Genomic DNA, 24,607 nt, shown 5'->3' with positions numbered 1-24,607 from the left:
GCCCTGTTGCGGGACAAGTCGGGGCACCGAACCGACTTGTCCCGTGATGTTTTTCAGGCCGTCGAGCAGTGCAGCACCAGCTTCGCTCCACCCAGCTCGCTACTGCCCACTTCCAGTCTGAATCCATGCAGGTCGACGATCGCTGCGACGATCGACAAGCCTAGCCCGAACCCTGGGTGACGATGTCCTTCCTCGCTGCGATAGAAGCGCTTGAGCACCGCAGCACGCTCCTGTTCAGGAATCCCCGGTCCGCTGTCCTCGATGGCGATATGCACGCCATCGTCGTCGTGCAGTGCCTGGATCCGTACCTGCCCACCCTCCGGGGTGAACTTGATGCCGTTGCCGACCAGGTTGGCCAAAGCCTCGAACAGCAGTTCGCGGTCGCCGTGCAGCGCGGGCAGCTGCGCAGGCTGCTCCAGTTGCAGGCGAATGCTGCCATCCTCTGCGAGCGGCAGGTAGAAGTCGTGCAACTCCACCAGCAAATTGTGCGGATCAAGCTCGACGAACCCTGCGCGGCGTTGGCGGTCTTCCAGCTCGCTGATGCGCAGCAGGCCGCGGAAACGTGCCATCAGGGTGTCGGTCTCGCTAATGGCTTGATCCAGTGCTTCGGCTTCCGGCGAGTTCGCTCCGCTCTGCTGGCGAATGCGGTAGAGCTGGGCGCGCAGGCGGGTCAGCGGTGTACGCAGGTCGTGGGCAATGTTGTCGCAGACACCCTTGACCTCGTGCATCAGCCGTTCGATGCGGTCGAGCATGGCGTTGACGATCGCGGCCAGCATGTCCAGCTCGTCTCGTCGTGCCGACAGCGGCAAGCGGTGGGTGAGATCGCCGGCCACGATCAGCTCGGCACTCGCCTGTACGGCGCGGATACGCTTGAGCGGGCGCCTGCGTAGCAGATACCAGCCCGCGAAACCGGGAATCAGCGTCAGCGAAATGCCCCAGAGCAGCGCGTGCAGAATGATCCGGGTCACCACGAACAGCGAGCCGTTGTCGCGCACCAGCACCAGCCAGCGGCCATCGGGGATGCGGATCGCCACGGCATCGCAGCTGTCGCGCGGCAGGTGCGGATCGTCGGCATCCAGGCAACGCTTGAGTTCGTGAACCTTGCCGTCCAGGCCCAACTCCGACGGAATCGAGCGGATACGACCGCCGATGGGGTTGAGCTGCGGGTCGAACAGGCCGTACGCGTCGAAGCTGCGTTCCTCGAAGGCCTGGCTGGCGATCAACGCATCGTCCAGCTGCTTGCCGGTCATGTGCGCGAAGAGGTGCTGACGTTGCAGCATGGAGTGGCGGGTCAGCTTGTTGAGGTAGCTGGTGACCTCGAAGTACAGCACCCCCATGAGGATGCTGCTCCAGGCCACGAACAGGAAGCTGTACAGCGCCAGCAGGCGGCTGGTCGAGGAGCTCCAGCCCTTAGATGGGTTCAGCAATGGCATAACCGGAGCCCCGTACGGTTCGGATCAGCGGTGTCTGGCCGGGTGGGTCGATCTTCTTGCGCAGACGACCGATGTGGACGTCGATCAGGTTGGTGCCGGGATCGAAGTGATAACCCCACACTTCCTCGAAGATCATCATGCGAGTGATGACCTGCCCGGAGTGACGCATCAGGTATTCGAGCAGTTTGTATTCGGTTGGCAGCAGGTTCAGGCTGCTCTCGCCGCGTCGGGCCTCATGGCTGATCAAGTCCAGCTCCAGGTCGGCGACCTGGAGGCGGGTCTGGGTCATGGGCACGCTGTTGCGCCGCAGCAGCACCTCGACGCGGGCCGCCATCTCGTCGGAGGCGAAGGGCTTGGTCAGGTAGTCGTCGCCGCCCGCACGCAGGCCGCGCACGCGCTCGTCGACATCCGACAGGGCGCTGATCATCAGGATGGGCGTGGCGATCTTCAGGCTGCGCAGGGTGGTGACGATGGTCAGGCCGTCGACTTCCGGGAGCATCCGGTCCACGGTGATCAGGTCGTAGCCGCCGGCAATGGCCTTGGCCAGGCCTTCGCGGCCATTGTCTGCCCAGTCGACCTCCAGCCCGTGGCTGGAAAGTTCGGCGACGATTTCCTGGGCGGTGACGGCGTCGTCTTCGATAGTCAGTACGCGGGGCATGCTAATACCTGGGCGGCGATTGGATGGCTGATTGTGCCAAAGAATAGACAAGCGGCGATTTAAGAAAAATTCATCTATCAGAGGCAGGGTGCCAGTATCGGTGTTTTCACGCGCCTGGCGTTCAGCGCGACTCCGTTGGGGAGCAGGCTCGCCTGCGAAGAAACCGGCCCTGACAGCAATGAAAACGGGGCGTGCCATTGCTGGCACGCCCCGTTTTCATTGCAAGGCGATGCCTCAGGCGACCTTGATGATCCAGCCCGCCGGTGCTTCGACGTCACCGCTCTGGATGCCGGTCAGCTCGTTGTAGAGCTTCTGGGTGACCGGGCCGACCTTTTCCAGGTCGTGGAACACGTGCAGTTTGCCGTTGTACTCGATGCCGCCGATCGGAGTGATCACTGCGGCGGTACCGCAAGCGCCCGCTTCGATGAAGCGGTCAAGCTTGTTGATTTCGACGTCGCCTTCGATCACGGTCAGGCCCAGGCGCGATTGCGCCAGTTCCATCAGCGACAGGCGAGTGATACCGGGCAGGACCGAGGCCGATTTTGGCGTGACGAACTCGTTGTTGGCGGTAATGCCGAAGAAGTTGGCCGACCCGACTTCCTCGATCTTGGTGTGGGTCAGCGGATCCAGGTAGATGGCGTCGGCGAAGTTGGCTTTCTTCGCTTCGGAACCCGGTTGCAGGCTGGCGGCATAGTTGCCCCCGACCTTGGCTGCACCGGTGCCCTGCGGGGCGGCGCGGTCGAAGCTGGAGATCTGGAAGTTGTGCGGCTTCATGCCGCCCTTGAAGTACGAGCCAACCGGGATGGCGAACACCGAGAAGATGAACTCCGGCGCGGTGCGCACGCCGATGTTGTCACCGGTGCCGATCACGAACGGACGCAGGTACAGGGCACCCTTGCCATGCGGCGGGACGAACTTCTCGTTGGCCTTGACCACCTGCTTGCAGGCCTCGATGAACACATCGGTCGGCACGTGCGGCATCAGCAGGCGGGCGCAGCTGCGCTGCATGCGTGCGGCGTTCTGGTCCGGGCGGAACAGGTTGATCGAGCCGTCCTTGCAGCGGTAGGCCTTCAGGCCCTCGAAGCATTGCTGGCCGTAGTGCAGGGCAGTCGAGCCTTCGCTGATGTGCAGCACGTTGTCGTCGGTCAGGGTGCCTTTGTCCCACTCGCCGTTGCGCCACACGGACAGGTAGCGCTTGTCGGTCTTGATGTAGTCGAAGCCCAGCTTGTCCCAGTTGATCTCGTTGCTCATGACACCCTCTATTGTCTTGCAGAGGCCCGATCGCTCGGGCTGCTTTTAAATGCGCACCTCGCCACGATAATACATCCGCAGAGGATGGGGAACGGCCAGTCATGAATTGGTTGGCTGGCTGTCGGATGATCTGCAGTGCAGTGCTGGTGGGGGCTCTGGTCGGGCGTGAGGTATTTTGCGTAGCCGTGTGGCCTATCCGCAGTGCTCGCTCTGTACCGTTGTGCTACGAGCCTTCTCTCTGATCGGCATCTGAACAATGTTTCGTCTGATGGGTAAGCAAGTGGATTCCTGTGGCGGCCAGAAATATCGGCCATAGAAATCCTGGGATGCCCAGCAATGTTCCATGTTCGAGAAAGAAGCTTGCGATGGCACATGACATCAGAACGATGCCCGTCCACTTGCGCCGGTTTGGACGACGTAGGATTTGGTCTGTGAGGAGCGCTGTCAGGGACAAGCAGGCGATGCTGGTCAGGTCGTTCATCACGCTGCTCGGCTGTTGATGATTAGACTCTTGATGGTGCGCTCGTGATGACTGACGACTCGATATCTACTTGTAACCTGCAAGCGAAGCTCCTTATTGATGTCGAATCTATTTCAGGTTCGCGCACAATGCAGAGCTTTCGCTGCTGAGCCTACTCACTTGCTTCTAAGTAGTGCGTAGGAGATTTCAGTAACGCTATGCATCCCCTATCTGCTGACAAAACCGCAGCAAATTGCCGAACGGATCACGGATCTGCATTTGCAGACCCCAGTCCACCTGCTCGGCTTCGGGGCGTGAATAGCCGTACTTTTTGGCCTGCAGTTCGCTTTCGAGCGCCTTCAGATCTTCGACCCGGGCAAACACGGTAGAGCCTGGCGTGGCGTCGCCATAGTGCTCGGACAGGTGCAGGATCAGTCCGTCGCGATGAATCTGCGCATACAGCGGCAGGTCCGGGGCGAAGCGGTGTTCCCATTCGAGGCTGAAGCCCAGGAAGTCGAGGTAGAACTCCTTGGCCTTGTCGACCGAGAAGATGCGCAGCACGGGAATGGCGGGGGCGAATTGCATGGAGGCATCCTTACCGGGTGAGAGGTCGCCACTCTAGCGCATCGCGGTGGGCCATGGCGATTGGCTCACAGCCCCACGCTGGCGCGCACCATGGCATAGGCCTGGCGCACCAGCGGGTTGACCGTATTGGCCCGCACCCACAGGTGGTAGGTGACGTCCGGCAGTGGCGGCAGGCCGTCGCTCTGGCCGAGCACGCGCATGTCCGGGCCGACCATCTCCTGGCTGCGCGCGGTGATGCCCAATCCTGCGCGGACTGCAGCCTTGATGCCGATCAGGTTGGACGCCAGGTAGGCCTGGCGCCACGGGATGCCGGCCTGTTCCAGGGCGTCCAGGGCTAGTCGGCGGTACAGGCTGGGTTCGTCCACCAGCACCAACGGTAGCGGTTCGCCGGGGATGTGCTGGTACTGCGCTGCACAGATCCACCACACCGGCGAGGTGCGCAAGGCGAAACCCTCCACGCCGGGGGCGGTGACGGTGGAAATGACCATGTCGACCTTGCCACGCTGCAGGTCGTCCATCAGGAACGGGCTGCGGCCGACGTTTATCTCCAGGCGCAGGTTCGGCGCCGAACGGGCGATATGGCCGAGCAGAGGTGGCAGGATGGTGTCGGCGATGTCATGCGGCGAACCGATCCGCAGCACGCCGCTCAGGCCGTCCTGACGCAGGCCGGCGAGGGCTTCGTCGTTGAGCGCGAGCATCTGCCGGGCATGGCGCAACAACTGGCGGCCGGCATCGGTGAGTGCTTTGTGTCGGCCCTGCTTGCGCAGCAGCGCCACGCCCACCTGCTGTTCCAGCCGTTGCATGTGCTGGGTGACCGAAGCCTGGGTGCGGGCCAGGTGGCGACCGGCTTCGGCGAAGCTTGTGTGATCGACGATGGCGACGAAGGTGCGTAGCAGATCGAGGTCCAGGGCGGGTGTGGTCATGGGCGGGCCTGCGGTTGGAGTGGGGGAGGCGGAACGCCCGCTTTTACATTACTGTCAGTCAATAAATGATAAAGAAACATTATGTTTTGTTGGCCTGAATTTGCAATGCATGGATGCAATGCTCTTTGTTTTCGCTGCTTATACCAAATCAAGCTCCTACTCATTCGATCCAAGTTATAACGATAGTCAATATTTGCATTTCCCCTGATCCCACCAAGTTTCTAGGATGCGCCCTCATTGGCCGGGTGTTCCGGCTGCCGGGATGAGGAGCCCCACCATGTCGCTGTCCACCGTTGCCCGTCGCGGCCTGTTTGCCGCGTTGCTCGCCACCACCGGCCTTGCCGCCAGCGGCCTTGCCCAGGCCGATGCCACGCTGGACAAGATCCAGCAGCGCCACAAGCTGGCGGTGGGGGTGGTGCTTTCCGGCGGCCCCTTCGGTGCCATCGACCCGAACACCCGCGAGCCGATCGGTTTCAGCGTCGATCTGGCCCGCGACCTGGCGCGCCAGTTGGGTGTCGAGGTCGACCTGGTCGCGGTACAGCCGGCCAACCGCGTGCAGTTTTTGCAGCAAGGCAAGGTCGATCTGCTGATTGCCAACATGGAATGGACACCTGAGCGCGACAAGCTGCTGGGCCATGTGCCCACGCCGTTCTACCGGGTTGGCGGCACCGCCGCGCTGGCCAAGGACAGCCCGGTCAAGACCTGGGCCGAGCTCAAGGGCCAGCCGGTGTGCACCTCCCAGGGCAGCAGCTACACCCAGGCACTGATCGACCTGGGCGCCGACCTCAAGGCCTTCAAGACCTCCGCCGAATCCCTGCTGGCCCTGCGCGGTAACAACTGCGTGGCCGCCGTGCATGACGCCACGCTGATCAATCCGCTGTTGGCCAAGGGGGGAGAGTGGAGCGGCTATCGTGCCCTGACCCCGGAGCTGAACCCGGCGCCCTCGGTGATCTGGACCCGGCTGGGCGAAACCGACACCCAGCAGCGCCTGGACCCCTTCGTCAAGCAATGGCACCGCAGTGGCTGGCTGATCGAACGTGAGCAGGCCAACCACATCACCCCGGCCTCGCCGGCGCTGGTGGAGTTGCGTGCCAAGCTGCAGGGCGAAGGCGCCAGATGAGTGACAGCCTGCACTGGCTGGTGGGGCAGCTTGCCCATCTCGGCCTGAACTATGCGTTCCTGCTCGACGCCTACGCCAGCGGCAAGCTGCTCGACGGTGCGCTGACCACGCTCGGTCTGTGCCTGTTCAGCATCCTCGGCAGCTTGTTGGTGGGTGTGCTGCTGGCTGCTGCGGTCACGTCCGGGCAGCGCTGGCTGGCCTGGCCGGCGCGGGCCTTCATCGAGGTGACGCGTAACACGCCGACCCTGGTGCAGCTGTACTGCGCCTTCCTGGTGTTGAACATGCTGATCAACCAGAGCCTGGGCAGTGCCAACCCCATGACCCCCTTCGCCTGGGTGGTGCTGGTGATCTCCCTGCACAAGGGCGCCTTTCATGCCGAAGCCCTGCGCGCAGGGATCGAGGCGGTGCCGGCAGTGACCCTCGAAGCGGCCAGCTCGCTGGCCTTCAGCCGTCGCCAGCAACTGCTGCAGGTGCAGTTGCCACTGGCCGTGCGCTTCGCCTTGCCGGCGCTGGTCAACAATCTGATCGACCTGGTGAAGATGACCGCCGTAGCCTCGGCCATCGCCGTCAACGACATCACCTATGCGTCGATCATGATCTGGACCCAGGGCGACAACGTCATCGAATTGATGCTGCTGATCCTGGCCTTTTTCGGACTGCTCAGCTTTGCAGTCAACTGTATCGGCCGCGCCCTGGAAGCGCGCCTGAGGATGCCCGGTTATGGCCATTGAGCATTTCGCCACGCTCTGGCAGTGGTCGCCCACCCTGGGAGCGGGCCTGTTGCAGAACATCCAGATCAGCGTCGGAGCCATCGCCCTGGGTACGCTGCTGGGCCTGTTGGTGGGGATGCTGCTGCTGTCGCCGCTGCGCCCCTTGCGCGGGGTGGCGCGGTTGTGGGTGCAGGTGTTTCGCAATGCGCCCTGGTTGGTGCTGATCTACTTTACCTCCTATGTATTCCCGTTCGATGTGCAGATTGCCGGTACCTGGGTGGCCTTTCCCGACTGGCTCAAGGTCACTGTGGGCCTTGCACTGCCAGCCAGCGCCAACGTTGCCGAGATCTTCCGCGGCGCGGTCGCTTCGATTCCGGCCACTCAGTGGGAGGCTGCGCGTTCGCTGGCCTTCAGCCGTGGTCAGATTTTCTCCTCGATCATTCTGCCGCAGTGCCTGCGGCGCATGTTGCCGCCGTGGATGAACCTGTACGCGGTGGTGACCATGGGCACCGCACTGGCTTCGCTGGTGGGCGTGCACGACCTGATCGACAGCGCGCAGATCGCTGCCAACACCGTCAACCGCAGCGGTTTCACGGTGCTGGTGTATTTCAGTGTGCTGGCGCTGTTCTTCGTCTACTGCTACCCGATTGCCCGCCTGACCCAACGCCTGGAGCGTCGCTATGCCTTCTGAACCTTTGATCCAGCTTCGCGATGTGCACCTGGCCTTTGGCGACAATCCGGTGCTGCGCGGTATCGACCTGGACGTGCAGGCCGGGCAGGCGGTGTCGATCATCGGCCCGTCCGGCTCAGGCAAATCGACCATCCTGCGCTGCATGACCGGGCTGTTGCGCCCGCAGCGCGGCAGCATCCGCATAGGCGATACCGCGGTGGAGCAACTGCAGGGCGAAGCCGGGCTGATCGCCCTGCGCAAGCAGGTCGGTTTCGTCTTCCAGCAGTACAACCTGTTTCCCCACCTGAGTGTGCTCGACAACCTGCTGATCGCCCCGACCAAGGTGCTCGGTCGCCCGCGTCAGGAGGTACGTGACGAGGCCCTGGCACTGCTCGACAAGGTTCGCCTGGGCCACAAGGCCACGGCATTTCCCGGTGAGCTCTCCGGCGGTCAGCAGCAGCGCGTGGCGATTGCCCGTGCCCTGGCCATGCGGCCCAAGCTGATCCTGTTCGATGAGGTGACCTCGGCGCTCGACCCAGAGATGGTCGGCGAGGTGCTGGCGGTGATCCGCGAGTTGACCGAGGAGGGCATGACCTGCGTGCTGGTCACCCACGAGATGCGCTTTGCCGAAGAGATCAGCGACCAGGTGTACTTCACCGAGCATGGCCGCATCGTCGAGCACGGCAGCGCCGAGCAGGTGTTCCGTGCCCCGACCCATGCGCGCACCCAGGCCTTCCTCCAGCACGCGCTGGGCGAGAGCAGTCAGCGCCCGAGCCGCCCGGCGCCCGATGTATTGACCAACCTGGGGCGCTACAGCCTCAGCGTGTGATTTCAGCCTCCAGCCAAGAGAGACCGACCATGTCCCGTGATTCCGTGATCCAGCCGTTCCTTGCGCAAGTACGCGCCATCCATGCGCGCGGCGTCGACCGTGCAGCCCTGCAGCAGATCGTCAAGCTGCTCGAGGGCCTGGCCGAGCGCCGCGAATTGTTCAACTTCGAGCGTTTTCCTGCCCCGGATGCCGTCACCGGCGAAACCCAGTTTCGCTATCGCCTGAACGACGACGGCGAGTCGCCGACCCTGTACGTCAATTCGCTGTTGCCGGGCAAGGCGACCCTGCCGCACAACCATGAGACCTGGGCGATCATCGTCGCCGTCGAGGGCCAGGAGCTCAACCGCGTGTACCGCCGCGAAGACGACGGCAGCGATCCGGCCCGTGCCACCCTGGCGCTGGAGCGCGAGATCGTGGTGCAGCCGGGAACCTCGGTGGCCTTCCTGGGCGAGGACCTGCATGGCATCCGCGTCGAGGGCGACAGCCCGACGCTGCACTTCCACCTCTATGGCCGCCCGCTGGAGTCTCTGGAACACCGCTACGGCGTCAAGGATGACGGCAGCGTGGTGAACTACAACAAATCACAGATGGCGCCTTCGATCGAGGCTTACGGGCTTTGAGATCGGTGTCGCGCTTTTCGCGGGCAAGCCCGCTCCTGCATCCTGAATGCCCAGTAGGGCACCTGTAGGAGCGGGCTTGCCCGCGAAAAGCGCGACACGATCTGCCAGCCCTGCACCCCACCAACGACCACGGACTGCGTCCCATGATCCCCAGCATCACCCCCGAGCTCCTGCACACCTGGCTGTTCGACGGCCAGGAAATCGCCCTGTTCGACCTGCGCGAGCACGGTCAATACGGCGAGGCCCACCTGTTCTACGCCGTCAATCTGCCCTACAGCCGCCTTGAGCTCGAAGCGCAGCGCCTGGCGCCCAATCCCGCGGTACGCGTGGTGGTCTACGACGAGGACGGCGGTGCGTTGGCCCAACGCGGGGCCCAGCGTCTGCTAGCGTTGGGCTACACCTGCGTGCAGTGCCTGGAGGGCGGCAGCCTGGGCTGGCAGCGCGCCGGTTTCGAGCTGTTCGCCGGTGTGCACTTGCCCTCGAAGGCCTTCGGCGAGCTGGTCGAGCATGCCTGCCACACCCCGCGCATCAGTGCCCAGGAGCTGGCCGAGTGGCAGCGCCAAGGCAAGCCGTTGGTGCTGCTCGATGGTCGCCCGCTGGAGGAGTTCGCCAAGATGAGCATCCCCGGCGCCACCTGCTGTCCGAATGGCGAGCTGGGCTATCGCCTGGAAGACCTGGTGAGCGACCCGCACACCCCCGTGGTGATCAATTGCGCCGGCCGCACCCGCAGCATCATCGGTGCGCAGACGCTGATCAACCTGGGCATAGACAACCCGGTCTATGCCTTGGAGAACGGCACCCAAGGCTGGTACCTGGTGGACCTGCCGCTGGATCACGGCAGCCAGCGCGCGTATCCCGAACACAGCGGCGCCGCACTGGCCAGACAGCGTGCGCGAGCGCGGCAATTGGCCCAGCAGGCGGGGGTCGCCTGGGTGGACGCACAACAGGTCCGGCAGTGGGCCGCCGACGCCGGGCGCAGCCTGTTTCTCTGCGACGTGCGCACCCCTGAAGAATTCGCCGCCGGCAGCCTGCCGGGCGCACAGCATTGCCCAGGCGGCCAGCTGATCCAGGGCACCGACCTGTATATCGGTGTGCGCAAGGCCCGCGTGGTGCTGTTCGACGCCGATGGCGTGCGTGCGCCGGTGGTCGCCAGTTGGCTGCGCCAGATGGGCCACGAGGCCCATGTGCTCGAAGGCGGCCTGGACAGCGGCCTGGCTCTGGACGTCGCTGCGCCATTACCGGTGACCCTCGCCGAAGCCCGCGCCGATGAGCTTGCAGAGGCGTTGCTGATCGACCTGCGCTCCAGCACCTCCTACCGCAAGCGCCACCTGCAAGGCGCCCGGTGGTCGATCCGTCCGCAGTTGGCGCAGCAGGTGGGCGCAGCTGGGCAGCGCCTGGTGTTCATCGCCGACGATCCGCGCGTGGCACAGTTGGCGCTCGCCGAGCTGGCACCTGCCCAGCAACAGGCCGCGCGGCTGTTCCCCCGGGCATCGCTGGACGACTGGCCGCAGGTGGAGAACGACCTGTCTTTGCCGGATGCGGCCTGTATCGATTTCCTGTTCTTCGTCCATGATCGGCACAGCGGCAACAAGGACGCGGCGCGCCAGTACCTGGCCTGGGAAACCGGCCTGATTGCCCAGATGAACGAGGCCGAAACCCGCAGCTTCAGCCCATTGACCGCTGTCGACCCGGTGGCCACGCGCCTGGTGCACGGCGGGCGTGGCGAGCCGGGCGCAGGGGCGCATGGCGTCAATCCGCCGGTCAGTCGCCTGAGCACGGTGTTGTTCGACAGCGTCGCCGACATGCGCCAGGCCCGCAGCCGTCGCGACGAGGAGCGTGTGCTCAGCTACGGTGCCCGTGGCAACCCCACGGCCTTTGCCCTGGAAGACCTGGTCAGCGAGCTGGAAGGGGGGTATCGCACCCGGCTGTTTGCCACCGGCCTGCAGGCAATCGCGCAGACGTTCCTGGCCTACTTGCGTCCGGGAGATCATCTGCTGATCAGCGATGGTGTCTACGATCCGGTGCGGCGCCTGGCGCGTGAGCTGCTCGAACCCTTCGGTGTGCAGGTGCAGTACTTCGCCGCCGACGGTCGTGACCTGGAGCAGGCGCTGCGCGCCGAAACACGCATGGTCTACAGCGAAAGCCCCAGCTCGTTGCTCTACGAGCTCGACGACCTGCCGGCCATGGCTGCCCTGTGCAAGGCCCGCGGCGTGCTGCTGGCCGTCGACAATACCTGGGGCTCGGGCTACCTGCACCGGCCGCTGACCTTGGGCGCCGACATTTCGGTCATGGCCTTGACCAAGTACCTGGGCGGACACAGCGACGTGATGATGGGCAGTGTCTGCACCACTCGCGAAGCCTTTGCCGCGCTCTCGCGCATGAGCGACAACTGCGGCTGCACCGTAAGCCCCGACGATGCCTGGCTGGTGTTGCGTGGTGCGCGCAGCCTGGCCAGCCGCATGGCCGGGCACGAGCGTCAGGGGTTGGATATCGCGCGCTGGTTGCAACAGCGCGAGGACGTGGCGCAGGTGTTCCATCCAGCCTTGCCGGAGCACCCTGGGCACGCCTTGTGGCAGCGCGATTTCAGCGGTAGCAATGGCTTGCTCAGTTTTACCCTGGCGAACCCATCGCTGGCGAGCGCCGAGGCCTTTGTCAATGGCCTGCGCCTGTTCGGGATCGGTGCATCGTGGGGCGGCTACGAAAGCCTGGTGACCTTGGCCGGGACACGCGAGCGCCAGTTTGCGCCGACCCTGGGCGGGCCCCTGGTGCGCCTGCATGTGGGGCTGGAGGACGTGCGTTCGTTGCAACGCGATCTGGACCAGGCCCTGCGCCAGGTGTATTGAGTCAGAGCGTCGGCGGTCCCTCACGCCGACGCTGCGCCCACAGGCATGCCGCAGCACACAACCCGCCGCCGCAGGCGGCGGTGACCATCAGCGCGATGAACATGCTGCCGGGCATGCCTGTTCCCAGCAGGTAGCCGCACAGTACCGGGCTCAGTGCGCCGCCGACTGCCGCCAGGTTCTGGAATCCGTAGTAACTGCCCTTGAGGTGTTCAGGGGCAATGCTGTCGATGAACAGGAATTCGCTGGGCAGCAGGATCATCTCGCCCAGGGTGAAGACGAACATTGCCAGGCACCAGCTGATCAGGTTGTCGGCATACAGGAACCCCGCCAGCCCGCCGATGAACAGCACCGCACCGATGCTCATCCAGCGCCCCAGGTTGTCACGGCTGAGCAAACGGCCGAACTGGAATTGCAGGACGATCACCACCAGGGCGTTGCAGGCCAGCAGCGCCGAGAGGGTGGTCATGGCTTGCGCGGGTGGGTATTTCACCAGCAGGTACTGCGACAGGTAGATGGTGAAGCGGCCGTGCACCAGTGCGTTGAGCAAGCTGCCCGCGGTAAACAGCAACAGGATGCGGTCGGTGCGCACAGCCGCCAGTACCGCCATGAAGCGGGTTGGCGGCTGCGCGGACGGGGCGCTGCTCGCCGTGCTCGCGGGAACCGCGCTCATCACCCACAGGCTCAGCAGTGCCACCGCACTGGCGGTCCAGAAGGGCGCCAGCGGGTGCAGCCCGACCAGCACCACGCCGAGCATCGGGCCGGTCGCATAGCCGATGTTGGTAAGGGTGTAGCGCAATGAGAAGGCCTTGGCGCGCTGCTCGACGGCCAGGTACTCGCCGAGCATGGCCTTGGAACCGATGACGAACAGCGCCGAGGCCGATTCGGTCAGCACCAGGGTCAGCACGGCCTGCCAGGCGTCCTGGGCGAAGGTCAGCAGGAGGAAACCGATCGCGGTCGAAAGCATCGCCAGGCCCAGCAGGCGACGCTTGTCGAAGCGGTCGATCACGTAGCCGCCGTAGAGGCCGAACACCGTGCCCGACAGTGCGGCGACACTGATCAGCAAGCCGACGTCATGCTGGGCCATGCCCAGTTGTGTCGTGAGGAACAAGGCCAATAGGGGGCTGGTGAGCGAGCGGCTGATCACCAGGGTCAGCGAGCTCAGCATCAGGCGGCGGATGACGGGGGAGTAGGTGGCCACAGTCCATTCTCGGGCATTGGGAAATGTCGGTATGGGCCTTTTCGCGGTTTCACCCGCGAAAAGTACGCCGCAATTTCAACCGGTCGAATCACTTCCCGCCGTTGATGGTGATCGGGTTCAGCACGCCATCGGCTGCGCCCCATTTCTCCAGGATCTTGCGGTAGCTGCCATCGTCGACCATCGCCTGCAGCTCGCTGCGAATCGCAGCCGACAGCGCAGCGTTATCCTTGGCCACGCCCAACCCGGTGAGCTGGGTGGTCAGCGGCGTACCCAGAATCTTGAAGGTGCCTTTCTCCAGGTCCTGGATATACGGCAGCGTTTCGCTGCCTTGCACGGCGGCATCAAGGCGCCCTTGGCGCAGTTGCGCACGCGCGTCGGCACTGCCTTCGGAGCCGAGCACGATCACTGCCGGCTTGCCGTTGGCCTCGCAGTTGGCCTTGCTCCAGGTAGCGACATCGTTGGGCCAGGTGGTGCGGCGGCTGGTGCCGACTTTCTTGCCGCACAGGTCGGTCATCTCGTTGATCTCGCCGCGGCTTTGCAGGGTGTAGAACTGTGGGCCGCTGGTGAAGTAGTCGACGAAGGTCACCACCTGCTGGCGTTCCTTGGTGTCGGTCATGCCCGAAAGGATGATGTCGACGCGCTTGGTGACCAGGGCGCTGATCATCTGCTCGAAGGCGGTCTCCTGCCACTTGATCTTCACCCCCAGGCGTTCGGCCAGGGCGTTGCCCAGGTCGACATCGACGCCAGTCAGCTGGTTGGTGGCCGGGTCCTTGAAATCCATCGGTGGGTAGTTGGGGACGATTGCGGCGACGATTTCGCCCTTGGCCTTGATCGAGGCCGGAAGTTCCGTGGCGGCCTGGGCGTTGAAGGCCAGGGCGGTCAGTACGCTGCACGCAAGAAGGGTTTTTTTCATGCCTAGGGTTCTCTTTATGGTTGTGGGCGGCAGTCAGGTACGAACCGCGGAAATGAAGTTCTGGGTCCGCGGGTTCTGGGGGGCCAGGAGCACCTCTTCGGGGCTTCCTGCTTCTACGATCTGTCCGGCGTCCATGAATACCACTCGATTGGACACCTCGCGGGCAAAGCCCAGCTCATGGGTGACCACGACCATGGTCATGCCGGACTTGGCCAGGTCACGCATCACCGACAGCACCTCGCCGACCAGCTCGGGGTCCAGCGCGGAGGTGGGTTCGTCGAACAGCATCAGTTTCGGACGCATGGCCAGGGCGCGGGCGATGGCCACACGCTGTTGCTGGCCACCGGAAAGCTGGATCGGGTAATGGTCGCGCTTGTCGCTCAGGCCGACCCGGGCCAGCAGTTCGAGGGCATCCTCGGTGGCTTCCTTGGGCGAGCGGCGTAGCACCTGGCAGGGGCCTTCGATGATGTTCTGCAGCACCGTCAGGTGTGGGAACAGGTTGAAACGCTGGAACACCATGCCGGTGGCCAGGCGCTGGCGGGCGATCTGCGACTCGGTCAGTTCGTGCAGCTTGTTGCCGGCCATGCGGTAGCCGACCAGCTCGCCGTCGACCCACAGGCCGCCGCCATCGACTTTTTCCAGCTGGTTGATGCAGCGCAGGAAGGTGCTCTTGCCGGAGCCCGAAGGGCCGATCACGCAGAGCACTTCGCCTTGCTCGATTTCCAGGTTGATATCGTTCAGCGCGTGGTAGTCGCCGTAGTATTTCTGCAGGCCGACGGCCTTGACGATGCTTCTCATGGGCATGTTCTCTCTATGGCCGATCAGGAGCGCTTGCCAGCGCCCTTGGCGAAGTGACGTTCCAGGCGGCTCTGGCCGAACGACAGCAGGGTGACCACTGCCAGGTACCAGATGCCGGCAACGATCAGCAGCTCCATCACCCGAGCGTTGGCGTAGTAGATGTTCTGCGCGTTGTGCAGCAGCTCCGAATACTGGATGACGCTGGCCAGGCTGGTCATCTTGACCATGCCGATGAACTCGTTGCCCACCGGCGGGATGATGATGCGCATGGCCTGGGGCAGGATGATTCGGCGCAGCGCCTGCAGGCGCGGCATGCCGATCGACTTGGCCGCCTCGTACTGGCCAGTGTCCACCGACAGCAAACCGGCGCGCACCACTTCGGCGGTATAGGCGCCCTGGTTGATGCTCAGGCCCAGCAGCGCGGCAACGAAGGGGGTCATCAGCGTCACGGTGTCGAACTGGAACAGGCCAGGAATGACGATGGTGGGGAAGATCAGCGCCAGGTTGAACCACAGCAACAGTTGCAGGATCAGCGGCGTACCCCGGAACAGCCAGGTGTAGGCCAGCGCCACGTACTGCAGGATCGGGTTCTGCGACATGCGCATCACCGCCGTGATGACGCCGAAGACAATGCCCAGGGCCATGGCGATCACCGACATGACGATGGTATTGCCCAGGCCCCAGAGGATCGCCTCGGAGGTCAGGAACTGGCCGACGAAGGCCCATTCGATCTTGCCATTGGCAAAGGCATTGGCCAGCCCCAGCAACAGCACGACGATCAGCGTGGCGAAGAACATGCGCCCGTAATAACGGCGCGGGACATGCTCGTAGCGGCTGATGTCGAACTCGTTTTCCTGTTGCCTGCGCTCATCGGCGAGGCGTTTGGCGTGTATCTGACTCATGGTGTGGCTCCGCAGTCGGCGCAGGGCGCCTGGGCGTGTCGATCGGTGGCGGGCAGCAGGTCCTTGCGAAACCGCAGCCCACAGGTCTTCAGGTGCGCGGCCCTTGGTAATGGGCAGCCCAGGCCTGCTGTGCTTCAAGGGCGACTTTCAGGCGCGCGATCTGCTCGCGCACGCGTTGTGGGGCAGTGCCTCCGTGGCCGCTGCGCATGGCGATGGCAGCTTCCAGGGTGAGGCTCTCGCGCACCTCGGGCGTCAGGCGCGGGTCGATGTCGGCGAGCATCGCCGGGCTCGCCTGCCACAGCTCCATGTCCTGGGCTTCACACGCGCGCACCAAAGCCCCGGTGATCTCGTGAGCTTCCTTGAACGGTACGCCGCGCATGGCCAGCCAGTCGGCGACCTCGGTGGCCAGGGTGAAGCCCAGCGGCGCCTGGCGGCGCAGTTCGTCCACGCGCACCTGCATGGTCCGCACCATGCCGGCCATGGCCGGAAGCACCAGGCCCAGCGTGTCGAGCGTGTCCATCACCTCGCTCTTGTCCTCGGCCAGGTCGCGGTTGTACGACAGCGGCAGGGCCTTGAGGGTGGACAGCAGGCCGGTCAGGTTGCCGATCAGGCGCCCGGCCTTGCCGCGAGTGAGCTCGGCGATGTCCGGGTTCTTCTTCTGCGGCATGATCGAACTGCCGGTGGCATAGGCATCGTCCAGCTCGACCCAGCGGAACTGGCGCGACGACCACAGGCAGAATTCCTCGGACAGGCGCGACAGGTTGATGCCGAGCATGCTGGCGATGAACAGGAACTCGGCGACATGGTCGCGGCTGGCCACGGCGTCGATGGAGTTCTCGCACGGGCCGCTGTAGCCCATCTCCAGCGCCGACTGCTGTGGCTGGCGGGCGATGGCCGAGCCCGCCATGGCCGCGGCGCCCAAGGGCGACAGGGCCGTGCGTGCATCCCAGTCGACCAGGCGTTGCACGTCACGCAGCATTGCTTGCGCATGGGCCAGCAACTGATGGGCGAAGCTGATCGGCTGCGCCTGTTGCAGGTGGGTGAAGCCTGGGCACAGTGTGTCGACGTGCTGTTCGGCCTGGCTCACCAGGGCGTCCTGCAGCGCCAGCACCTGTTCGGCGAGCTTGCGTGCGTGATCGCGCAGGAACAGGCGCAGGTCGTTGGCCGCCTGGTCATTGCGCGAGCGCCCGGCGCGCAGCTTGCCGCCCAGCGCACCAAGACGCTCGGTCAGCACGCGCTCGAGGAAGGTGTGCACGTCCTCGTCGTCCTCGATCGGCTGCACGCGGCCGGCACGAAAGTCGGCGTCGAGGGTGTCGATGGCGGCCAGCATGCGCGTGGTCTCGTCGCTGTCCAGCAGGCCTGCGCGCTGCAGCTCACGGGTATGGGCACGGGAGCCTGCGAGGTCGTAGGGCGCCATCTGGAAATAGCGTTGCGGCGAGCGCGACAGGGCGGCGAGGGCGGCTGCAGGGCCTGAGGCGAAGCGGGCGCCCCAGAGGCGATCGGTGGGCTGAGTCATTGTTGTCGTTCCTCGAAGGAGAATCTTCTGTCAGCGGGTTCGGGCCGTCATGAGGCCTGCGAAGGCAGGTTTCACATAGCTTGGGGCAGGGTATAAAAATGAGTTAAATCAATCGCTTGCGACTGAAATAGGGATTACGGTGAGTCTTGCAATATGCCGTTGCATAAGGTCATGATGGCGAGGCCGGCTGATTTCTTGTTGTGCTATCCAGCCTGTTGAAAGCCGAGCGCGAGGTAAATACTTACAATGGAAACCTCACTTTCCACTGCGGGAAACCTGCCGGAAAAAACCCGCATTCGTGCGCCACTGGCCTTGAGTGGCCAGGACTTCAAACTGCTCAAGGTGTTCAAGGCAGTGGTCGAGGCAGGAGGCTTCAGCGCGGCGCAGAACGAATTGAACGTGGGCCTGGCAGCCATCAGCAAGCAGATTTCCGATCTGGAAATCCGTATTGGCATGCGGTTGTGCAGCCGCGGGCGCGAAGGTTTCAGCCTGACCGAAGAAGGGCAGGTGGTGTACCAGGCCTCGATCGAGCTGTTCAACTCGGTCGACAACTTCCGCGACCGCATCAGCAGTGCCCAGAACGAGCTGATCGGCGAACTGGGCGTAGGCGCCATCGACAACACCCTGTCCGATCGCGGCTCGCCGCTGATCGCTGCGATCCGGCAAATTTCCAGCGATCACCCGAAGGTGCGTGTCCGCCTGAACGTGGCACAGCTGGACGAGGTGGAGCGCGGCGTCATCGAAGGTCGGTTCATTGCCGGCATTGTCCCGCTGTACCAGCGCCGGGAAGAGTTCGACTACTTCGAGATGTACCAGGAAGCCTCGGCGTTGTATTGCGGCGAAGGCCATTCATTGTTCGCCCGAAGCGATGCGGACATCCCCCTCGACAGCCTGCGCGAACACAACTTCGTGCACCATCGCTATGCCATGCACACGGCCAAATGGCAGTTCTTCGAACAGGAGAACAACCAGACGTCGGCCACCCAGGTCGAGGCGGTGGCCATGCTGCTGCTCACGGGCAACTTCATCGGTTTTCTGCCCTGTCACTTTGCGCAATCGCTGGTCAGCCAGGGCCGCTTGCGTGCGATCCATCCAGAGATGGTGCGTTTTCATACACCGTTCTGCCTGATCCTGCGGCACAACACCCCACGCAGCCCACTGGTGAAAACCTTCGCCCAGGCCATGGGGGTGGATCTGCGTTTGCCCGGCACTTGAGACATAGCTACCACGTGCGCTTCTGCACCCGCTGGCTTCATGCGCGTTTTCAATGCGATGGAGCAGTATCATGTCGACCCAATCCCTTCCCGATGAAACGATCGATACACTGATCGCCAGCCGTCTGCCCAATTGGTTGAGCGCAGCCAAGCCCGAACAACTGGATGGACTGCACCGGGCGTTGCGCGCCCAGCAACGTACGCAGCATGCGGTGCGCGCCTTGCTTGGGCAGATCCAGCCGCTGGACGAATTCGCCGCGCCCTTGCTCAGCGAAGCGTTGGACAAACGGGTGCAACCCTCGTTGGATGTGCGTCGCAGCATGCTGCGGCGCGAAGTCCAGATCCGCTTCCCGTCAGGCGTCGGCTGGGTCCCGGATGGCATCGTCACTCGCAGTTTCGAAAACAGTCTGCTGGCCTCGGCACTGCATAATTTCGATCGTGCCGAAACATCGAAGGTCGCCTGGCAGGCAGCGTCGGCAGTGGTCGATGCGCAAGGCAACAGGCTTGCCCTGCAGCCCCGGGCCTTTGCGGGCCTGTGTCGCTCCCTGGATCTGGGGGGGCTTTACCAGCAGCATCTCAAGGGCGTGCTGTTTGGCAACGATGCCGTACGCCGAAACAATGAAGCCTTGCTCGAGCGGGGCTGGCGAGAGGGACTGGAGGCTGCAGCGTGGCTGGCGCGGCTCAAGGGCGATATCGACGAGCACATGCTGGCGGAGCTGCAAAAGGTCTGCGCTGCGACGCCCCAGTCAGCCACGTTGACGGCACTGGACATGCGCCTGCTGGGCCGCAAGATCCAGGGGGTGGTGGTGTTCCAGATGCCCGCAAAAGAGGGCGCAGATGCTCAGCTTGCACAGTTGATTGCCTGGATACCGGACGATCCGCAGGGCGTACTGAGTATCCACCGCTCCTGGTCCGAGCTGTTCAAAGCGTTGGGCAAGCGTTTTCGTAAGGCTGATTACTGGTCGTTCTTCCAGCGCTTCGTCAGCGCAAAGGATCGCGTGCATTTTGCTCAGGTGCTGAAACGGTTGCTGGCCGAAGGCGGCCCGCAGGATACCATCGAGCTGGATGGTCGGTGGCAGTCTGTCGGCGGCGCGCTGTTCGCCCACCTGCGCCAGGTGCAGGTCGATACCCTGCTGGACGATGCAAAGGTGCTGGCCGTACCGACCAGCCTGGTCGACAGCGTCGAGCGTGATCGTCGCCTGCACTGGCTCAAGGGCCTGGGTCTCGACATTCTGGGCATTGCCAGTTTCTTCGTTCCAGAACTTGGCTTGCCACTGCTGGCGATCACCGCCGAGCAGCTGACCGAAGAAGTGTATGAGGGCTACCGTGACTGGGAGCTCGGTGATCGCGAGGCTGCGCTTGGCCATCTTGTGGCCGTGGCGCAGAACGTTGCGATGCTCGGTCTCACGGTCGGCGCCAGCAAGGTGCTTGAGCGCGTAGCGCAGGTCGACGAGCTGGCACCCATACAGAATGCCGATGGTGAACTGCGCCTGGCGCGTGCCGATCTTCCGGGTTATGCCACGCAAGAGTTGGCGCTGGCGCCCGGTGAGCGTGCAATCCACGACGGACACGCGTATCAAGGGGTCGAGGAGATGACCTACCGGTTGGGCGCCGACCCGGATGTAGCCGCAGTGGCGCATCCGAACCGGCCCGAGGCGCCGACCATCGCACTTGAGGACAACGGCGCCGGTGGCGTGCGTCATGCCCTGGAGTCTGCCCAACGATGGCAGGGGGAAGGCGTGCTGATACGCCGCCTGGGCAGAGGGTTGCGTCAGGTGAGTGACGATATGGCCGGCCCGCTGCTGCGCAGCATTGGCATGGATGAGTCGCAGCTACGGCGCCTGCACCTTGAAAATGCACCTGCGCCAGCGCGCCTGTACGATGCGGCGCAGCGTTATCAGTTGCACGCCAGCTTCCCCAAATTGCGTGGCGCCGCCTTCGAAGCTCACGTCCAGGAGCAGCAGGCCACACCCGTCCCGGCAGCGCAGCCCTTGCACCGTGATTTTCCCTCCCTCACCACGCGTGCCGGCCAGGAGCTACTCGACCAGGCCAATGCTGACCAGCTCCAGCAACTGCTGGAGCAAGGGCGGGTGCCACTGGGGTTGGCCGAGCGTGCGCGATGGCAGTTGCGTGACGCCCGTCTTGATCGGGCCTGTGCAGGTTTCGAGCAGGCCGCCGCGGTGGTTCAGGATACCGAACAACTGACGTTGGGACTGTTGCAGGCCTGGTCGCCCTGGGACAGCTCTGTACGTGTCGAGGTGCGTGACGGACAGTTCGACGGCCAGGTGCTGGCACAGGTAGGCGATTCGCTTGCCAGCCAGACGCGTCGAATGATCAAGACCGCGAAAGGCTATCTGGCAGTCGATGCGCAAGGGACGCCCATGCCGGGTGCCTACGCCACGGACGATCTGTTCCAGGCCCTGCTGTGGCATCTGGATGCCCCACAACGCCTGCAGTTGGGCGAGGCGGCCAGTTCTGCCCGGCACCTGGCCAGTGCCCTGGCCGAGCGCGCCTTTGCCCAGCGCGAGCAAGCGGCCCGCCTCATTGGCATGGCGCCCATCGGTACAGGGCTGCGCCCTCCACAACGTTTGGGCGACGGACGCATCGGTTACCCGTTGAGCGGCCGGCCCGAAGGGTCACGTCTTGCGCTGCTGCGCGGCTACCAGCAAGTCTTTCCAACCCTGTCGGACGTCGAGGTGGAAACCTACCTGGAGACTGTGCGTCAACGCGGCGAGGGCCTGTGGGATCACCTGCGCAACCTGCAACAGCTAATGATTCGCCTCAACCAAAGCCTGGGCACCTGGCGTCGCGAGGCAACCCGCGTGCCCATGCTCGAGCGGCGTCGCCTGGTCGCCCGGCGCATCCGCCATTGCTGGCGGCGCAAGCGTGCCGAGCAGGATGGCCAATACCGGCTGATCATCGACAGCGAATGGCTCGACAGCCTGCCCGTACTCCCCGAGGGCGTGACGTTCGAGCATGTCACCCAACTGACGTTGCGCCGCTTGAACCTGCCGACAATCGGCGCAGATTTTCTCTCGCGCTTTGCCAACCTGCGCAGCCTCGATCTGCGTGACAACCTGATCGACAGTATTCCTGACGGGCTTCAGGTGCTGACGCAGCTCACCGAACTGCGCCTGGCCGGCAACCAGATCGTCATCGACGAAGCCGGCATGGCCAGGCTGAGCGTGTTGACGCAGCTGCGTACCCTGGACCTTGCGCACAACCCCATCGGTCGACTGCCGCCGCTTGGTCCCCTGGAGAACCTGCAGCGTCTGTCATTGCGTGGTACTGGTCTGGCCGAGCTGCCTGTCGAGGTGTACATGCATCCGCAGCTCGAGGATATCGACCTGCGCGACAACAATATCAACGACATGAGCCCGTCCCTTGCCCGTTCGCGTCGTCGCCTGGCAGGCCTGAGCCTGCATGACAATCCGTTGCCGGAAGCCACGCAGGCCGCACTGCGTACCACGATGGGAGAGGATGCTGCGGTGGCCTTGCCCCTGCGCCGACATGTCCCGGGAGGGCAGGAGTCGCTCGAACTCTGGCTGGCAGGCTCTACCGATGTGGAGAGAACGGTGCGAGAGCGCCAATGGACGGGACTGGTGCATGAACCGGGCAGCAGTGACCTGATGCGCTTTCTTCATGATCTTGGCCGTTCCCGTGACTACGCACTGCAGGGATTGGACCTGCGGCGCAGGGTCTGGCAGGTGATCGACGCCTGCGTACAGAACAGCGAGGTTCGCGAGGCGATCTTCCAGCAGGCTGCCGGGCCACGAACCTGCTCGGACCAGATGCTGCTGATTCTCAGCCTGCTGGAAGTCCGCGCCCTGGTCGCCACACGCACTGCCGGGCTGGCCCCCGCTGCGGTCGGCCCCGCATTGACGCAATTGGGCCGCGAGCTGTATCGGCTGGACGAGGTCGACAGAATCGCCGCCCAGCACATTCAACAGGCGCGTGCCACCAACCCCTATGGTTTGCACGACGAGGTAGAGGTGCATCTCGCATACCGGGCCGGGCTGGTCAGGCCGCTCGGGCTGCCGGCCCAGTCACGCTACATGTACCACCGGATGTTCTCTGATGTAGGGGACACACAACTGCGTGCGGCCAGCACGGCGATCCTGCAGGCGGAAACCGATACTCGCATTGCCGAATCCTTGGTACAGCGAAGCTTCTGGCAGGACTATCTGCGCAACACGCAGCCCGACGCATTCGAAACGCTCAACCAGCCCTACCATGATCGCCTCGAAACACTGATGGCCGAGGTCGAGTCCGCGCCAGAGCAGAGTGTGCTGGAAAATATCGAGGCGTTGGCCGAGGAGCGCAGTGCTGCCGAGCACGAGTTGGTCCTGGCGTTCACCCTGAGCATGCTGGACGCGCATCCGTGGGTTAAAGGCTAAAGGTTCAATGCGCCATGAGCTGCTCGAGCAGGCGCTGTTTCAGGATCTGAAGGGCGGGATGGGTGCGCTCGCGTGGATGTGCCAGGTCGATAGGCAGGTCTTCGCGAATGCGCCCCGGGTGGGCATCCATCACGATCACTCGGTCACCCAGGTACAGCGCTTCTTCGATGTCATGGGTGACCATCACCACGGTGCAACGCTCGCGCTCGCGGATGCGCTGCAGCTCCTGCTGCAGGCGTACCCGGGTCAAGGCATCGAGCGCGCCCAGGGGTTCGTCGAGCAGCAGCACCTTGGGCTTGTTCACCAACGCCCGGGCAATCGCCGCACGCTGGGCCATGCCGCCAGACAACTGGTGTGGATAGGCGTGTTCGAAGCCGCGCAGACCAACCAGCTCGATATGCTCGGCGACCAGGCGCTGCTTTTCCTCGGCAGGCAGCGCGTGGTTCTTCAGGGCCAGGGCGATGTTTTGCTGCAGGGTCATCCAGGGAAACAGGCGGTGGTCCTGGAACACGATGCCGCGCTCAAGGCCCGGGCCGCGTACCGGTTGGCCGTCGAGCACGATCGTGCCCTGGTGATCGGTGTCCAGGCCGACGATCAGCCGCAGCAGGGTCGATTTGCCGCAGCCGCTGGCACCGAGGATGCTGATGAACTCGCCGGGACGAATGTCCAGGTCGATGTCCTGCAGCACCGGCAGGGTCTGGCCCTTGAGCCGATAGGCCTTGCTCAGGCGGCGGATCTGCAGGGCGCCGGCCTGCACGGCAGGCGGGTGGGGATGGGCGATGGCATTCATGGTCGCGGCCTTCAATCAGTGGTGCGCCAGCGCAGCAGGCGCCGGCAGAAACGGGTGCACAGCCAGGTCATCAGGTAGCCGCACAGGCCGATGCACAGTACACAGACGATGATCACTTCCATCCGTGCGCCGGCTTCGGCGTTCATCATCAGGTTGCCAAGGCCGGCGCCAGAGGCGAGGAACAGCTCGCTGCCAACGGCCGTGACCCAGGCGAAGGCCAGGGCCTGCAGCACGCCGGTGGCGATGCTCGGCAAGGCACCGGGCAGCAGGATCAGGCGCAGTTGCTGCCAGCGATCGAGCATCAGCACCTGACCGACCTCACGCTGGCGGACGTCGACCTGGCGCAGGCCTTCGTAGGTGTTGAGCACCATCGGATAGAACGCCGCCACACTCACGATCAGCAACTTGGCCGGCTCGCCATTGCCGAACCACAGGGCGATCAGCGGAATCCAGCCGAGCATCGGGACCTGGCGCAGGGCATGGAACAGCGGTGCGGTCAGGCGGTTGGCCAACGGCGACAAGGCCATCAGTGCGCCGAGGGCGATGCCGGCCAGCATGCCCAGGGCGAGGCCGCTGCTGGTGCGCGCCAGGCTCGCCAGCAGGTTGACCGGCAGCTCGCCGTTGCCAAGCAGCTCGAGCAGTGCCGAGCCGACCTTGGACAAGGACACGAAGGCATAGGCGCCGGCTGCATCCTGGCGCGAGGCGTACTCCCAGGCCGCGAGCAGCAGCAGCGGCAGTAACAGGCCACGCAAGTGTCGGACAGTCATCATTCGCTCC

At 64.2% G+C, this 24,607-nt stretch carries 21 protein-coding genes; 8 read left to right on the top strand and 13 right to left on the bottom strand.

Features of this window, described 5'->3' with window-relative positions:
* Positions 1–53 precede the first annotated feature (53 nt).
* The 6 genes from ACMGGG_RS13145 to ACMGGG_RS13120 all read right to left on the bottom strand — a co-directional run bounded on the left by ACMGGG_RS13145 (position 54) and on the right by ACMGGG_RS13120 (position 5,310).
* Entirely contained in the window at positions 54–1,433 is a 1,380-nt protein-coding gene (locus ACMGGG_RS13145; protein WP_054891516.1) for a sensor histidine kinase, read from the bottom strand.
* On the bottom strand, positions 1,411–2,091 hold the full coding sequence (locus ACMGGG_RS13140) for a response regulator transcription factor (protein WP_054891589.1): 681 nt from the start codon (positions 2,089–2,091) through the stop codon (positions 1,411–1,413). Before ACMGGG_RS13140 ends, ACMGGG_RS13145 begins: the two co-directional genes overlap by 23 nt.
* 234 nt (positions 2,092–2,325) lie before the next feature.
* Positions 2,326–3,342, bottom strand: coding sequence for a branched-chain amino acid aminotransferase (locus tag ACMGGG_RS13135; RefSeq protein ID WP_063545224.1), 1,017 nt, complete (start codon positions 3,340–3,342; stop codon positions 2,326–2,328).
* Positions 3,343–3,565: 223 nt separating this feature from the next.
* Positions 3,566–3,823 (bottom strand): hypothetical protein, encoded by a 258-nt coding sequence (locus ACMGGG_RS13130; protein ID WP_155738211.1) that lies wholly within the window; start codon positions 3,821–3,823, stop codon positions 3,566–3,568.
* Between the two features lie 195 nt (positions 3,824–4,018).
* Entirely contained in the window at positions 4,019–4,387 is a 369-nt protein-coding gene (locus ACMGGG_RS13125; protein WP_414155631.1) for a glyoxalase superfamily protein, read from the bottom strand.
* Between the two features lie 65 nt (positions 4,388–4,452).
* Positions 4,453–5,310 carry a LysR substrate-binding domain-containing protein gene (locus ACMGGG_RS13120; RefSeq protein ID WP_063545222.1) on the bottom strand — a complete coding sequence of 286 codons (858 nt, stop codon included), beginning with the start codon at positions 5,308–5,310 and terminating at the stop codon, positions 4,453–4,455.
* Between the two features lie 277 nt (positions 5,311–5,587).
* Here ACMGGG_RS13120 and ACMGGG_RS13115 point away from each other — a divergent pair, with 277 nt between their 5' ends.
* The 6 genes from ACMGGG_RS13115 (at position 5,588) to metC (ending at position 12,102) form a co-directional block, all read left to right on the top strand.
* Positions 5,588–6,430, top strand: a complete 843-nt coding sequence (locus ACMGGG_RS13115; protein WP_063545221.1) for a transporter substrate-binding domain-containing protein — start codon at positions 5,588–5,590, stop codon at positions 6,428–6,430.
* Positions 6,427–7,161 carry an amino acid ABC transporter permease gene (locus tag ACMGGG_RS13110; RefSeq protein ID WP_063545220.1) on the top strand — a complete coding sequence of 245 codons (735 nt, stop codon included), beginning with the start codon at positions 6,427–6,429 and terminating at the stop codon, positions 7,159–7,161. The genes ACMGGG_RS13115 and ACMGGG_RS13110 overlap by 4 nt, the downstream gene beginning before the upstream one ends.
* Positions 7,151–7,831, top strand: a complete 681-nt coding sequence (locus ACMGGG_RS13105; RefSeq protein ID WP_063545219.1) for an amino acid ABC transporter permease — start codon at positions 7,151–7,153, stop codon at positions 7,829–7,831. Before ACMGGG_RS13110 ends, ACMGGG_RS13105 begins: the two co-directional genes overlap by 11 nt.
* Positions 7,821–8,639 carry an amino acid ABC transporter ATP-binding protein gene (locus ACMGGG_RS13100; protein WP_112898504.1) on the top strand — a complete coding sequence of 273 codons (819 nt, stop codon included), beginning with the start codon at positions 7,821–7,823 and terminating at the stop codon, positions 8,637–8,639. Before ACMGGG_RS13105 ends, ACMGGG_RS13100 begins: the two co-directional genes overlap by 11 nt.
* A 29-nt stretch (positions 8,640–8,668) precedes the next feature.
* Positions 8,669–9,259, top strand: a complete 591-nt coding sequence (locus tag ACMGGG_RS13095; protein WP_414155630.1) for a cysteine dioxygenase — start codon at positions 8,669–8,671, stop codon at positions 9,257–9,259.
* A 143-nt stretch (positions 9,260–9,402) separates the two neighbouring features.
* Entirely contained in the window at positions 9,403–12,102 is a 2,700-nt protein-coding gene (gene metC, locus ACMGGG_RS13090; protein ID WP_414160001.1) for a cystathionine beta-lyase, read from the top strand.
* Position 12,103: 1 nt separating this feature from the next.
* On the opposite strand, the gene ACMGGG_RS13085 is transcribed toward metC, so the two are convergent.
* The 5 genes from ACMGGG_RS13085 to argH form a co-directional block, all read right to left on the bottom strand.
* Positions 12,104–13,300 carry an MFS transporter gene (locus tag ACMGGG_RS13085; RefSeq protein ID WP_054891505.1) on the bottom strand — a complete coding sequence of 399 codons (1,197 nt, stop codon included), beginning with the start codon at positions 13,298–13,300 and terminating at the stop codon, positions 12,104–12,106.
* Positions 13,301–13,388: 88 nt separating this feature from the next.
* Positions 13,389–14,213 (bottom strand): ABC transporter substrate-binding protein, encoded by an 825-nt coding sequence (locus tag ACMGGG_RS13080; protein ID WP_063545214.1) that lies wholly within the window; start codon positions 14,211–14,213, stop codon positions 13,389–13,391.
* 33 nt (positions 14,214–14,246) lie between these two features.
* Complete coding sequence (locus ACMGGG_RS13075; protein ID WP_054891503.1) at positions 14,247–15,011, bottom strand: amino acid ABC transporter ATP-binding protein; 765 nt, start codon at positions 15,009–15,011, stop codon at positions 14,247–14,249.
* A gap of 23 nt (positions 15,012–15,034) precedes the next feature.
* The gene (locus ACMGGG_RS13070) at positions 15,035–15,913 is read right to left on the bottom strand and encodes an amino acid ABC transporter permease (RefSeq protein WP_414155628.1); all 879 of its coding nucleotides are present in this window, start codon (positions 15,911–15,913) and stop codon (positions 15,035–15,037) included.
* 88 nt (positions 15,914–16,001) lie between these two features.
* On the bottom strand, positions 16,002–17,429 hold the full coding sequence (argH, locus tag ACMGGG_RS13065; protein WP_063545213.1) for an argininosuccinate lyase: 1,428 nt from the start codon (positions 17,427–17,429) through the stop codon (positions 16,002–16,004).
* A 246-nt stretch (positions 17,430–17,675) separates the two neighbouring features.
* Between argH and ACMGGG_RS13060 the strand changes: the two genes are divergently transcribed.
* Entirely contained in the window at positions 17,676–18,644 is a 969-nt protein-coding gene (locus ACMGGG_RS13060) for a LysR family transcriptional regulator (protein ID WP_414155627.1), read from the top strand.
* A 70-nt stretch (positions 18,645–18,714) separates the two neighbouring features.
* The gene (locus ACMGGG_RS13055) at positions 18,715–23,040 is read left to right on the top strand and encodes an NEL-type E3 ubiquitin ligase domain-containing protein (protein WP_414155852.1); all 4,326 of its coding nucleotides are present in this window, start codon (positions 18,715–18,717) and stop codon (positions 23,038–23,040) included.
* Positions 23,041–23,044: 4 nt separating this feature from the next.
* On the opposite strand, the gene ACMGGG_RS13050 is transcribed toward ACMGGG_RS13055, so the two are convergent.
* Both ACMGGG_RS13050 and ACMGGG_RS13045 read right to left on the bottom strand, forming a co-directional pair.
* Positions 23,045–23,830 (bottom strand): ABC transporter ATP-binding protein, encoded by a 786-nt coding sequence (locus ACMGGG_RS13050; RefSeq protein WP_054891498.1) that lies wholly within the window; start codon positions 23,828–23,830, stop codon positions 23,045–23,047.
* Between the two features lie 11 nt (positions 23,831–23,841).
* Positions 23,842–24,597 (bottom strand): ABC transporter permease, encoded by a 756-nt coding sequence (locus ACMGGG_RS13045; RefSeq protein ID WP_112898499.1) that lies wholly within the window; start codon positions 24,595–24,597, stop codon positions 23,842–23,844.
* Positions 24,598–24,607: the final 10 nt, after the last annotated feature.

Source organism: Pseudomonas sp. BNK-44-b, from assembly GCF_047456245.1.
In the GTDB taxonomy this organism is placed as follows: Bacteria; Pseudomonadota; Gammaproteobacteria; order Pseudomonadales; family Pseudomonadaceae; genus Aquipseudomonas; species Aquipseudomonas machongensis.
Note: the sequence above shows the minus strand (reverse complement) of the source record. Positions and strands in the feature narration are given on the sequence as shown.